The organism is Burkholderia sp. KCJ3K979, assembly GCF_016759955.1.
Lineage (GTDB): Bacteria > Pseudomonadota > Gammaproteobacteria > Burkholderiales > Burkholderiaceae > Burkholderia > Burkholderia orbicola.
Genome location: NZ_JACFYV010000191.1, coordinates 1 through 13,043 on the forward strand (window position 1 = coordinate 1; position 13,043 = coordinate 13,043).

Annotated in this window: 8 protein-coding genes; 1 reads left to right on the plus strand and 7 read right to left on the minus strand. The window is 72.6% G+C overall.

Going from position 1 to position 13,043, the window contains the following annotated elements; all coding sequences use genetic code 11:
• From bcsE to bcsB, 4 genes are all read right to left on the minus strand, one after another.
• Positions 1–1,733 (minus strand): cellulose biosynthesis protein BcsE (gene bcsE, locus H3O04_RS28220; RefSeq protein ID WP_202588918.1); only part of this gene is annotated, 1,733 nt, incomplete at its 3' end.
• Positions 1,734–1,742: 9 nt separating this feature from the next.
• Entirely contained in the window at positions 1,743–5,651 is a 3,909-nt protein-coding gene (locus H3O04_RS28225; protein ID WP_202588919.1) for a cellulose synthase subunit BcsC-related outer membrane protein, read from the minus strand.
• Complete coding sequence (bcsZ, locus tag H3O04_RS28230) at positions 5,636–6,865, minus strand: cellulose synthase complex periplasmic endoglucanase BcsZ (RefSeq protein ID WP_202588920.1); 1,230 nt, start codon at positions 6,863–6,865, stop codon at positions 5,636–5,638. The genes H3O04_RS28225 and bcsZ overlap by 16 nt, the downstream gene beginning before the upstream one ends.
• Before the next feature lie 3 nt (positions 6,866–6,868).
• Positions 6,869–9,214, minus strand: coding sequence for a cellulose biosynthesis cyclic di-GMP-binding regulatory protein BcsB (gene bcsB, locus H3O04_RS28235; RefSeq protein WP_202588921.1), 2,346 nt, complete (start codon positions 9,212–9,214; stop codon positions 6,869–6,871).
• A 300-nt stretch (positions 9,215–9,514) separates the two neighbouring features.
• Here bcsB and H3O04_RS28240 point away from each other — a divergent pair, with 300 nt between their 5' ends.
• A complete protein-coding gene (locus H3O04_RS28240; RefSeq protein ID WP_202588922.1) occupies positions 9,515–10,708 on the plus strand; it encodes a sensor domain-containing diguanylate cyclase in 1,194 nt (397 codons plus the stop codon).
• Between the two features lie 54 nt (positions 10,709–10,762).
• Here the strand turns inward: H3O04_RS28240 and H3O04_RS28245 are convergent, their stop codons facing one another.
• The 3 genes from H3O04_RS28245 to H3O04_RS28255 all read right to left on the minus strand — a co-directional run.
• Positions 10,763–11,215: a hypothetical protein gene (locus H3O04_RS28245; protein WP_202588923.1), complete on the minus strand. Its 453-nt coding sequence runs from the start codon at positions 11,213–11,215 to the stop codon at positions 10,763–10,765.
• Positions 11,215–12,630: a phosphatase PAP2/dual specificity phosphatase family protein gene (locus H3O04_RS28250; RefSeq protein WP_202588924.1), complete on the minus strand. Its 1,416-nt coding sequence runs from the start codon at positions 12,628–12,630 to the stop codon at positions 11,215–11,217. The genes H3O04_RS28245 and H3O04_RS28250 overlap by 1 nt, the downstream gene beginning before the upstream one ends.
• The coding region (locus H3O04_RS28255; RefSeq protein ID WP_202588925.1) for a class I SAM-dependent methyltransferase family protein at positions 12,627–13,043 on the minus strand (417 nt) is incomplete at its 5' end. The genes H3O04_RS28250 and H3O04_RS28255, both read right to left, overlap by 4 nt.

Here is a 13,043-nt window from a genome sequence, read left to right on the forward strand (position 1 = left end):
CCCGCCGGCCGCGTCGCCGCGAACAGGTCGCTGTAGTCGGCGATCGGCGCGCGCCGGTTCTCGGCCTTCAGCACGTCGAGCTCGGTGTCGATGCTGCCCTGCCCGAGGCACACGACGCGGTCGGACAGCGTATCGACCGGCACCTCGAAGATCCGCGCGAGCGCGTCCTCGGCGTCGACCGGCTCGCAGGCGAACAGGAACACGAACAGGTGTCCGGCATCGGCCGTCACGACGTCGCCCGCGCGGCGCGGCCGGCAGTGCCGCAGCGCGTCGACGTGCGACACGCCCGGCAACAGCGTGAGCTTCGCGAGCGTGTGCGGCAGCGCGAGCACCGCGCCGCGATCGAGCACCGCGCGAATCCGCTGGCAGAACGCGCCGACCGGCAGATAACCGAGCACCGAATCGCCGAGCGCGGCCGCGAGCGCCGCGCGGTAGTCGGCCGCGACGGGCCGCGCGTAGAGCTGGCCGTGCAGCGCGTGCACGGCGGCCTGCATCCGCGAGACGGGCAGGTCGCGCGCGACGACCCGGTTCGCGCCGACGCTCAGCACGAGCATCTCGAACTGCTGGCGCAGCACCTCGCCACGCTCGACGACCGCGATCTTCAGCGCGCCGCCGCACTGCCGGCGCAGCGCGTGCACGTCCGCGCACAGCGCTTCGAGCTGCGCGTGCGAGCGGAACACGAGCACCGCGGTCGCGGCCTGCGCGCTCGCGCACGCGGCGACGACGGCCGCGTTGTCGTCGACGATCTCCCAGCCGTCCGGCACGCGGCTCGCGCCGTCGAGCACCGCGCGGCTGACCACCACGCGATCCTCGTCGCTCGCGAGCTTCATCCGCCGTGCCGGCTCGGTCGCGCCGCCATCGACGCTCGCCGACAGCCGGCCGCCCGGTGCGAAGCGCAGCGGCCGCACCTCGCCGGCCGCGAGCGTCTCGCCCGCGCGCCAGAAATCGATCACCCACAGCAGTTCGCCATGCGTGCGCTGCAACTGCGCGACGCCCGAACAGATTCCGTGGAAGCCGCTGCGCGGCGTGCGATCGGCATCGCGCACGAGCGGCGCATCGTCGGCGCGCGCGTCGCCGCCCGCGCGGGTCGCCTCAGGGTCGAGCAGCAGCACGAGCGCGATCCGGCGCGTGCGGCACCAGTCGGCCAGCGCGTGCGCTTCGTCCGCGAGCGCGGCCGGATCGTCCCAGCTGAACCAGCGCTGGGCGCCTTCGACGAAATACAGCGAACGCGCGTGAAATCCATAGCGCTTCATCGCGCGCAGGCCGCCGGTCAGCCGCGCGAACGGGCCCGGCGCCGCGCGGCGCGGTGCATTGCCGGCTGCGCCGGCGTCGGCACCGTCGTCAACCGGCTCGACCGCTGCCGGCATCGCCAGCACGTTCAGGTTGCGCGGCCAGCCGGCCGGCTGCGCGCCGCCCGCGAAGCCGAGCGATGCCATCTGCGCGGCGACGCGCGCCGGATCGCGCGCCAGCACGATCGTGACGTCGCGCGTGCGCGCCTGCCGCGCGCTTTCCCAGACGAGCGCATCGCAGGCCGGCGTACCGCCGGCCGCGTAGATCGCGTAAAGGCCGCCAGCTTCCAGTTGCGTCCAGGCATCGGGCAGGCCGTCGATCGCGAGCCGGCTCGATGCGCCGGCACGGCCGCCCGCCGGCCCCATGCGCAGCAGCGCGCGCAGGCGATCGGCCAGGCCGGTGGCACCAGGCGCGGAGCGGGTGGCATCGAATTCCGTAGTCACGGCGTTCCCCTAGTAATCCGAATAAAGCCGCACGGGTGTCGGCGTGACGAGCCAGCTGCGCGACGCGCGCGCGTCGAACGCATAACGCAGGTACACGAGCGCCGAGCTCGGCGCATAGTCGTGCGACCGGTCGATGTGCAATTGCGCGCCGACGCTCAGGTGCGGGTTCACACGATATTCCGCGATGCCGTTCACGCCGTACGAGAACGACACGCCGCGCGTCGAGCTGCCCGCGTACACGAAGCCGGCCGCCACCTGTTCGGCGCGCTGACCGGAAAGCGTCGGGTAATACAGCGAATCCTTCTCGTAGCTGTTCGAGATCCCGCCCGTGACGGTCAGGTCCCACGACAGCGCATCGTGCCGCCCCGCCCATTCGATCGGCACGCCGAGCGACAGATAGCGCTGCGGGCTGTAGTAACCGCCCTGCCCGTACGTGTAGTAGCGCAGGTTCTGCGCGTAGTGCCACGCATTGCCGACCAGCCCCGTGCTGACCTTCATCGTTGCGCGCTCGTACACGGGCACCGTGAAGCCGGTGCGCAGCGTGACTTCCGCGTTGCGTTCGACGTTACGGCCCGACAGCACGCCCGCGCCGAGCTCCGCGAACAGGTTCGTGCGGCCGACGTCGACCGACGCGCGCAGATTCACGCCGTCGCGGCGCACGCCGCCCCACACCGCGCCCGTCCACGGGTCGCGCATCCCCGCGTACGACAGCACGCTGCTCGTTTCCGGCCGCCGCGACGCATTCACGGAGAAGCTCGCGGGGCCCGCGTCGAAGCGATAGCGCACGCCGCCGACGAGGTAATGCACCGGGAAGCCGAGCGGCGACGTGCCGAGATCGAAGCGCCATGTATCGGACAGATAGCCGGCGCCGAGCGCGACGCCCGTCGTCGACTGGTGCAGCGAGCCCGGCGGATTCGCGATCAGCGCCGCGGCCTGCGGATTCTGCTGGAACGGCGGCGGCAGCCCGTTCGACGCCCTGAGCCCCGCGTACGTGCCGAACGTCTTCAGCGAATACGCGTCCGGCACGCTCGTATCGAGCGTGCCCGGATCGAGATGCACGGTGTCGATCTGCGCGAACACGTGCCCGTCGTAGCGGATCGGCATCTGCAGGTAGATCGGCACCTGCTGCGCGCGATACGACGAGATGCCTTCGTCGCCCGACTTGTACGCGGGTATCCAGCCGGTCTCGATCTCGGGATTGCGCCGCTGCTGCAGATCCGCGAACGCAGCCTGCGCGGGTGTCAGCCCGTCGCGGCCCGGGCTCACGCCCGTCGCGCGTTCCTGCGACTGCGACAACCGGTACAACGACGCCGCGTCGTCATAGCGGCCCTGCGCCTCGGCCACGCGCCCGGCCGCGACCGTCACGTCGGCGCGGGCCGGATACGCGGCCTGCAGCCGCTCGGTCACCTGCGCGGCTTCGTCCGGCCGGCGCAGCGCGTTCAGCCGACGCACGGCCGACAGTTGCGTGTCGACGTCGTCGTCCGGTGTGCGCGCCAGCACGGCCTGCACGCGCTCGCGCGCGGCGGCACGGTTGCCGCTGTCCTCGTCGATCCGGGCCAGCGCGAGCTGCGTATCGGCGTCGTCCGGCGTGTGCGCGACGACCGGTGCGAGCGCATCGCGTGCGGCATCGTAATGGCCCTGCGCGCGTTCGAGATCGGCGAGTTCGAGCGCATAACGCTTGTCCGCGCGGCCGGCCGGGCTCGCGCGGTCGAGCAGCGTGCGCGCCTGCGCATAGTCCTGTCGGGCGATCGCGTCGTCGGTCTGCCGCAGCACGAGCCGCAGCGACTGATCCTCCAGTCGCGCCGTCTGCGCGGGCGTCAGCGCCGGGTCGCGGCGCAGCGTGTCGAGCCATGCGGCGAGCGCATCGTCGCGCCCCGCGCGGCCGAGCAGATCGCCGTAGCGCAGCCGCACGTCCGCGTCGGCTTCGCGCGGATGCGCGGCGATCCAGTCGCGCAGCGGTGCGAGGCCGCGCTCCGGTTCGCCCGCGTCGATCCACTGCGCGCCGATCGCGGCGAGCATGTCGGGATCGTCCGGCGCGCTCGCCTGCGCGTGCGCGAGCGTGGCGGCGAAGGCCGCGCGGTCGCCGCGGGCATGTGCGCCGCGCGCGTCGGCCAGCGCGCTTTCCGCATCGAGCTTGCGCGCCAGCGCGCGCATCCCGTCCGAACGGTGCGCGTCGTCGACCGGTGCCAGCGCGGCTTGAGCGCCCGCGACATCGTCGAGCGAGTTGCGGTACAGCGCGTTCGCGTAACGCATCTCGGGCGTATCGCTCAGCGCCAGCCCGTCGTCCATCACCGTGCGGCCGAGCTGCGGCAACCCCATGTCGCGATACAGGCGTGCAAGCGCGAAACGCGTCCACGGCGCATCGGGCGCCGCGCGCACGGCCGCCTCGTAGCGTTGCGCGGCCGGCCCGCGCGCGCCCTTGTCGGCCAGCGCGCGCGCCTCGTTCGCGAGCACGTCGCCGCGCAGGCCGTCGAGCGTGCGGCGATCGTCGGCGCCCGTCACGCGCCCTTGCAGCGCATCGAGCAGCGGCCCGATCCGGTCCGCGCGACCGGTGTTTTCATACAGCGTGGCCGTGTCGCGCACGGCCGACAGGCTCGGCGAACGCGCGGCCAGCAAGCCGCGCAGCAACGGCTCCGCCTGTGCCCAGTCGCGCTGCGCGAGCAGCGCATCGGCGAGCTGCAGCTTCGCGTCCGGGTTGTCCGGCTGCATCGCGAGCGCCGCACGCGCGGCGCGCTCCGCATCGCGCGGGCGGCCCGCACTGGCCGCTTCGCGGCCCTGGGCGAGTAGCCCCCAGAACTGCGCGGTACGCGCGAGGCCTTGCCATTTGCCGCGCTGGTCGGTCGCACGCGCCGCGGCCCGCGTGAACAGCGCGCGCGCTTCGTCGTGCCGCCCTTCGCGCAGACGCAGCAGGCCGAGCCCGCCCAGCGCATCGGCGTCGTCCGGGCGCGCCCGCGCGGCGCGCGCGAGCAGCGGATCGGCGGCGGCCAGGTCGCCGCGCGCCAGCGCCTGCAACCCGCGCTGCTGCGCGATGTAGTCGGGGTCGCGTTCGAGCCGGCGTTGCGCGTCGCGCTGCTGGTCGAGGCCGGCGGCGCGATCGCGGAATTCGGTGTCGTCCGGCGCGAGCGCGAGATACGCGTGCAGCGCATCGAGATACGCGGGATCGCTGCCGGCCGACTGCAGCACGCGCCGCCACAGCGCCATCGCTTCCGTATGGTCCGCGTCGGCGCGCTTCGCGAGCGACCATGCGATCCGGTTCGCTTCCGCGCGCGTGTCGTCGCGCTGGTTCAACAGCCGCGCGAGCGCCATCGACGCGCTCGTGTCCCGCGGATCGGCGGCAACCGCGCGGCGCAGCGCGGCGATCGCCGGCTGGCGCCCGCCCGGCGCATTCGACACGATCTGGTAGTACTCGGCGCCGAGCGCGCCCGACGGCGCGCCGTTCGGAAACAGCGCGACGATCCGTCGGGCCGCCTCGTCGGCGCGGCCGCTGCGCGCGAGCAGCCGGATCTGCGCCATCTCGCCGCGCCCGCTCGTCGCGACGCGGTATTCGTCGGCCACCCGTTGCGTGACGGCGGCATTCGGCGACTGCGCCTGCAGCCGCGCCAGCGACGCCTGCGCGCCTTTCGCGTCGCCGAGCCGCAGCAGCACACGCACCTGTTCGGCCAGCAGCTCGGGATCGCCCGGCGCGATCAGCAAGCCCTTGCGCAGCGCATCGCGCGCGAGGTCGTCGCGATGCTTGATGCCCCACATCCGCGCGGTGTCGAGCTCGCGCCGCGCATCGGCGGCAGCCGAAGTCGCCGAAGTCGCCGGGTCCGCGATCGCCGCGCCGGAGGCCGCGCCCGGCGCCGCCGCGCACACCGACGACGCGAGCCACGCGAATCCCGCGACGTGCGGCGCCGCGCACTTCAGCGGGCGGCGCACGAACGGCCTCCCCAGCGGGTGTCGAGCGTGCCGTCCGCCCCGAACCGGTAGCGGCCGTCGCGCCAGCCGAGGCCGAACAGCGTCAGCACGCTCGTGTAATAGCCGGGCGCCGACTGGCGCGCGAGCGTATCGACGCGGGCCGCCTGGGCATCCGCGAGCGCGTGCTGGCCACGCGCGTCGAGAAACGGCACGGCGGCCGCGGAGAAGCCGCCGTTGCCGTCGTTCGGCCCCGCGACGCCCGTCGTCGTATCGACCTTCTCCGGCGGCGCACCGTGCGCGGCGACATGGTCGGCGAACGGCGCGAACTTCGCGAGCAGCGGCGCGGCGAGCGGATCGGCGTGGTCCAGCATGCCGGCCCACAGGTACACGCGGATCGCGTTGTACGCGCTTTCCGCATGGGTCTGCAGATCGGGCCCGAAACCGTTGCCCGCGCGATACAGCGCCCAGTCGGGCGAAAAACCTTTCGGCGCGGTATCGAGCAGCACGCGAGCGGTGCTGGACGCCAGCGCGGCCCAGCGACGGTCGTCGGGCAGTCGTGCGCCGAGCGCGCGAATCACCTGCGGCGGCGAATAGCTCGGATTCACGCGCCATTGGCCGTTGGCCAGCTTGAACCCGGTCGGGCCCGGCAGCAGCGTGAGGCCGAGGCCCGGCACGGTCGCCGTCTCGGCGTCGAGCACGCGCTTCGCGAGCAGCGCGCCGCGCGCCGTATAGCTGCGCTCGTGCCACAGCCGCCCGGCCTCGACGAGCGCATACGCGATCCACAGGTCGGCGTCCGACGCCGGGTTCGCGTCGAGCACGCGCCACGCGCCGTCGGGCGCGCGGCCCCACAGCCACGCCGGCAGGTGCGCGCTCAGGTCGCCCTGCGCGAGGTTGTTCTCGGTCCATGCGAGGATCGTGTCGAACATGCGCCGGTCGTTCGCGACCAGCGCGAAGAAAAGTCCATACGCCTGCCCCTCCGATACCGTGCGCGAATCGGCCGAGCCGACGTCGATCACGCGGCCGTCGGCCGAGATGAAATCACGCTTGAACGCATCCCAGCGCGGCCACGCCGCACTGCATCCCGCGCTCGCCGCATCGGCTGCACCGGCCGCCGCCGCGTGCGCGCGCGTGGTCATGCCGGCCGCCGCGCACGTCACCGCGACCGCCAGCGCGAGCGTCGCGCCAACACGTCGCGCCGGCTGCGTTGCCCGTCGCTTCGTCATTGCCCGCGCCATCCGTTACATCCCCCGGCGACGCGCGGCGATTCGCTGCAGCACGCTGAACACGCCGAGCGCGAGCAGCAGCCCTGCGACGACGCCGACCGCGCCGAGCAGCACCGGATGCCGCGCCGCCTCCGTCCACACGCGCGCATACCACGGCACGAAGCCGACCACGTAAGGCTCGCCGACCCGCAGGCTGTCGACCTGCCCCGGCCGGACCAGCGCGAGGTCGCCCTGCAACTGCGACACGAGCCCGCCGCTCTCGAACACGTCGAGCAGATCGCCGAGGCGCGGCTGGTCGGTCGCCGTCAGCGCGACGACGCTGCGGCCGCGGCTACCGGGCAGCTCGAACCCGGCGAGCGCCGCGAGCGGGCCCGTCTGTTCGATATGCGCGCCGCCGTCGGCGAGGCCCACGCCGTTGCGCCAGCGCTCCTTCACCGTGAATGCGACGCGCGTCGCGCCACCGGCGCCCGCGCCGCCCTGCTCGCCGATCGCGAGCGGCAGCGCCGCGCGCCATTGCGCGAGCAGCGGCGACGCCGGCGAGCCGTCGATCACGAGCAGATCCTTGTGCCCCGACAGCGCGGCGACGTCGCCGGGCCGCGCCACCTGCACGCGCAGCGCCGGGAAACCGGTCCATTCGCCCATGTGGCCGAGCATCGTCAGGTAGGCCTCGAGTTCCTGCGGCGACGGCCGGTCGGGCAGCACGACGGCCGTCTGCGACAGGTCGGCGAAGCGCGTGAACGGGAAGCCGCTGTTCGCGAAGAACGCGAGGTTCGGCAATTGCGCGTAATGGACGAAGTGCGAGAAGTCGATCGTCGAATCGGGATCGATCGCCGCCCGTTGCGGCTCGGTGGCCGTGCTCGAACACAGGCCCGTCTTCTGCGAATCGAGCGTGAAGCGGAACTGCAGCTGGTTGCCGCTGCCGACGCGGAACGCGGGAATGTCGACGTCGCTCGTCACGCGCCCTTCCGGCACCGCCAGCAGCGGCAGCTGCATGCGGCCGTGCGCATCTTCGGCATGGGCCGGCCCGAGCCGGTACGACTTCACGAGCTGATCGTTGATCTCGACCGCGAGCGTCGAATTGTCCTGCACGGTCGGCGCCGTGTAGCGGTAGCGCAGCGTGATCGGCACGCCCGCGCCGTTCCACGAATGCAGATCGGCCGGCACGCGCAGGTTCAGCCGGATCGCGTCGGGCGTCGTGCCGCGCACCTCCAGCTGACGCGGATCGTTCACGAGTTCGCGGAACGCGATCGGCCGGTTCACCGGCAGCCAGCGCGGCGCGTCGTACGGCTTGCGCGGGGCGCCCAGATCGACGTGCGCGACCGTCGCCGCCTGCCCCGACAGCGCCGCGCGGCCGAGCACGAGCGTCGCGACCGCGTCGTCGACCTCGGCCGCCGTGCGGCCCGTGACGACCAGCAGCTTGCGGCCCGGGGCGGACGGGTTGTCCGCGACCGCGAGCAGCGGGCCGTTGATTGGCGGCAGCGCGAGACCGGCCGGCAGTGTCGCGGCCGTGCCGACCACGACGGCCTGGTCGTCGGCCGGCAGCGCGGTCGATACCGGGAAGCGCGCATGCCGGTAGTCGGCCAGCGCGCCGAACCACGACGCGAGCACGCCCGCGCTGCGCAGGGTGGCCGAATCGGGCGTCGCGGGCAGCACGAACGGCAGCCGCAGACGGCCGTTGTCGCGCCGGTCGAAGAACGGCGCGGGCAGCAGCGCGAGATCGTTCGGCAGGCGCACCGGCGATTCGTCGAGGATCAGTTCGCTCGTCGGGCTCACGTCGGCCCACAACGCCGAATTCGTCGGGTCCTCGCAATGGTCGAGCGTGTAGTGCGCGATCAGGCGCAGGCCGATCTGGTTGAAATCCGAAAAGTAGCGCGGATCGATCGGAATCTCTTGCGTCACCGTGCGGCCCGCACGCGCGGCATCGAACGGGACGGTCGCGATCACCTCGCCGTTCACCGACACCTTCAGGTGCGACAGCGGAAAGACCAGCGACGGCGAATACGCGTAGGTCAGGCGCAAGCGCGCGCCCGTGATCACGCGGTCGAGCCGCACGCCGGCGTTGATCGTGCGTGCGTCGTCGGCGCCGCGCAGGCGCAGCGGATCGAACGCGCCGAGCGACGCGAACGGCATGCGCACGGTCGTCGCCGGCAGGCCGGCGGCCGGCGCGCTGGCCCCACTCGGCGTGGCCGGAGCGGTCGCGAGCACCGCCGCTGGCGCGGCATCCGGCACCGCTGCGTGATCGGCAGTGACCGTCGAAGCGGCGGCCGGCACCGCCGGCAGCGGCGCGGCCGACAGCGCGGCCGTGTGGAAAGCGCCGGTCATCGCGGCAGCCAGGACGAACAGCGACACGGCCGGCTTCATGCGCCGCTCCGCTTCGTCACGATCGTCCGGTCATCCTGCGCGTCGAAACCGACGCGCGCAAAGCAGCTATGCCCGTGAGTGCACATCCCCTCTGCTTCCCCTCATTTATGGCCTGATTGCATTTATCGGAACGACGCGGCGGATCATTCAATGATCAGTTCGTCGCGCTGGAGGACGCCTGGCACCGGCGTGCCGCCCATTTGTCACACTATCTCAAAAATAGAACAAAACTCACCGTGATTCGCGACTGAGAAGCGAAAAAATCTCAATTCGGTCGGAAATGCCGCGCAGGAAGAGTGAATGGCAAGAATTGCGCCGTTGCCGCCGGATGGCTGGAACGGCATACTGCCGGCGCGGTACGGCTGGCCGGGCACCGGCACCGTTGCGTTGCGAACCACCCGGCACGCGCTGCCGCGAGCGGCGCGTATGCTACCGCAAGCGCGCGCCGAGCGATGCACTTTTTCACGGAAAACTGACTTGAATCAAACCGCCGACGCCGCCACGCCGTCCCCCGACACGTTGTTGCGCATCATCGCCGCGCAAGCCGAAATCGCGAAACTCGGCCTCGATCTCGGCAGCGTGATGGCCTACGTGACCGAACAGGTGCCGCAGCTCACCGGCGCGAGCGCCGCCGCGGTCGAATTCGCCGAAGGCGACGACATGGTGTACCGCGCCGCGTCGGGCACGGCCGCCGGGATGCTCGGCCTGCGGTTGCGGCGCTCGGGCAGCCTGTCGGGCCTGTGCGTGCAGCAGGGCGAGTTGCTGCACTGTATCGATTCGGAAACCGACCCGCGCGTCGATCGCGATGCATGCCGCCGGGTCGGCCTGCGCTCGATGCTCGTGATGCCGCTCACGCACGCCGACACGACGGTCGGCGTGCTGAAGGTGATGTCGCCGAACGTCGACGGTTTCTCACCGGCCGACGCCGGCACGCTGCGGCTGATGGCGGACCTGATCGCCGCCGCGATGTTCCACGCGGCGCGCAACGAAGCGAACGAGCTGTACCTGCGCGCGACGCACGACGCGCTCACGGGCCTGCCGAACCGCGCGCTGTTCTACGACCGCCTGCGCCAGTCGATGCACACGGCGCTGCGCGCGAGCGGCCGGCTCGGCATTCTCAACATCGACATGGACGGCCTGAAGCCGATCAACGACGGGTTCGGCCACCGCGCGGGCGACGCCGCGCTGCGAGAGGTCGCCACGCGGATGCAGGCCGCGGTGCGGCGTTCGGACACCGTCGCGCGCATCGGCGGCGACGAATTCGCGGTGATCCTGCCGAACCTCGGCACCCGCGACGATGCCCAGGTGCAAAGCATGCGGCTCGCGCGGCAGGTCGGCGAGCCGTTCGAATTCGACGGGCATGCGCTGCGGCTCGGCGTCAGCGTCGGCATCGCGATGCTGCCGGACGACGGCACCGACATGAACGCGCTGATCGAGCATGCGGACCAGGCGATGTACGAAGCCAAGCGATCGCGGCGCACCGCGCACGCATGACGGCTGACGCGCGCCGGCCGGGCTGTTCCCGCCGATAGCCGGCTTGCGCCGGCGCTACCCGATGGGCGACACCGCGACCGCGATCCCGACGACGAGCCACTGCACGATCGCCACGAGCACGGCGGCCCGGCACAGCCCGACCGCGCCGCGCACGCGCGCGTCGAGCGTGCGCCCGACCTTCGCCGCATCGATCCAGCCCAGGTCGGCGAGCGCGCGGTCGAGCGCCGCGAGCGGACCGTCGACCGCCCCGTCGCCGTCCACCGCCCGCGCGAGCGCGGCAAACAGCCGCCGATCGATCGCGATGCGCACCGCGTACCACAGCGCCGCGATCCCCGACCCCGTGCTGACGACGGCCAGCAGCGCGCGGGCAAGCGTCGGCGCCGCCCAGCCCGCCGCGAGCCACCCGCCTGCGCCAGCCGCGACCAGCGCTGCCGCGAGCGCCCATGCGCCCGCATCGAGCGCGCCGCGTGCGGCGGCAATCCTGAACGGAGCGGACGGATCGCGCATCACCGCTGCCCCGCGTCGCGCCGGCGATCGATCCACTGCTGCAGCACGGCCACGCTTTCATCCGACCATACCGCGTGCGGCCGCACCGCACGCACCGCGGCCAGCGCGTCGCGCGCATCGGTCAACCCGCGCCGCGCGGCGACCCACGCGGCCGCGCACAGCACGCTGCGCCCGTAGCCGAGCGCACAGCAGACCAGCACGTCGCGCCCTTCGCCGTGCAGGCGTTCGAGCGCCGCGACGGCCTGCGCGAGCTGCACCGCCGTCGGTGCGACGAGATCGAGCTGAGGCACCGACGCATACGCGAGCGATGCGCCGGCCGCCGCCCAACGCGGCATCTCGGCGGTCAGGTCGACCAGCGCGGTGAAGCCGTGGCGCCGGATGTCGCGCGTGGTCGGCGTCCGGCCGATCGACACGCGCTCGTCGATCCGCACCGGCGCGGGCTGCCGGCGCGTCCACAGCCGCGAATTGACGAATGCGCCGGCGATCGTCGGCGCGAGCAGCCAGCCGACGAAGACCGGAAACCGCCCGTGCGCATCCTTCTGGAACGCGCCGGGCGCGCCGCGCCGATAGGCCCACGCAACGCAGGCGAGCGCCAGTGCGACCCACCCAGCCGCCAGCGCCCAGCCCGGCGCGCGCGGCACGCACGCCAGCGCCACGAGTGCGACCAGCGCGGCGCCGAACGCATAGCGGCGCGCGAGCGCGCGAGCGGCCGCGGACGGCGACGCATCGGCGCCCGGCAGCCGGCCCGCGGCATCGCGCAGCGGAAACAGGAATAGCGCGAGACAGCCGACGGCCGCCCCGGTCGGCACGTCGATCGCGTGATGCTGGTAAGTCGTCAGCACCGACACGCCGATCGCCGCGAACCACAGATGCAGCACGACGCGCACGAACGTGCCGCGCAGATGCCTTGCATAGACGGCCCACAGCACGACGAGCAACCCGATATGCAGCGACGGCGCCTGGTTGAACGGCTTGTCGAAGCCCATCAGCAGCGTGAACAGCGCACCGGCCATGCCGCCCGCGTCGGGCCGCTCGAAGCCGAAGCGCAACGGCCACGCGATGAAGCACGCAACCGACACCAACTGCACGGTCAGCAGCCGCTTCACGTGATCGAGCAGATCGTCGCGGCGCGTCCAGAAGAAGAACGACAGCGCATACAGCAGGTCGATCGACCAGTACGGCACGATCGTCCACGGCACGAACGGGATCGCATGCTCCCAGCCGAACGCGAAGGTTGGCACCGCGGCGCGGCGCGCGGCGAGCCAGTTCGCGAAGCCGTACGTCGAGAAGAACACGGCGCCCATCGCCGCGAGCCAGCCCAGGCGCAGCACGAACGACGCGTCGCGCGCGCCGGCCGCCGGTTCGGCCAGCCCGTCACTCGCCTCCGCGCCCGCGCCGCCGCCGAGCACGCTCATGACGCGTCGACCCGCTGCGCGAGGCTCACCGTGAAGATGCCCATCTCGTCGATCCGCTGGTCGAGCTTGCGGAACCCCGCCCGCGCGACGAGCTCGTCCATTTCAGCCTGCGAACGGCGACGCATCACCCAGGTCGACTCGCCGCGATGATTGTTCAGCGCACGCGCGATGAATTCGAGCTGCGGATGCCACGGCTGCCCCGTATAGACCAGATAGCCGCCCGGCGGCACGGCCTGCGCGAGCCCGCGCAGCGAGCGCTCGATCAGCGCGTTCTCGCCGAACAGCTCGTACAGGCCCGACACGATCGCCAGCGTCGGCCGCGGCTCGAGCGTCGCGAGCGACGTCTCGTCGAACGCGTCGCCGCGCTCGAAGCGCGCGATCGGCTCGAGGCCGCGCTGCGCGATCAGCACGCG

What these genes read in the sequence shown, in the direction of transcription:
- bcsZ (WP_202588920.1), bottom strand. Translation starts at nt 6,865, where the DNA reads ATGGCGCGGGCAATGACGAAGCGACGGGCAACGCAGCCGGCGCGACGT.
- bcsB (WP_202588921.1), bottom strand. Translation starts at nt 9,214, where the DNA reads ATGAAGCCGGCCGTGTCGCTGTTCGTCCTGGCTGCCGCGATGACCGGC.
- H3O04_RS28240 (WP_202588922.1), top strand. Translation starts at nt 9,515, where the DNA reads ATGGCAAGAATTGCGCCGTTGCCGCCGGATGGCTGGAACGGCATACTG.
- H3O04_RS28245 (WP_202588923.1), bottom strand. Translation starts at nt 11,215, where the DNA reads ATGCGCGATCCGTCCGCTCCGTTCAGGATTGCCGCCGCACGCGGCGCG.
- H3O04_RS28250 (WP_202588924.1), bottom strand. Translation starts at nt 12,630, where the DNA reads ATGAGCGTGCTCGGCGGCGGCGCGGGCGCGGAGGCGAGTGACGGGCTG.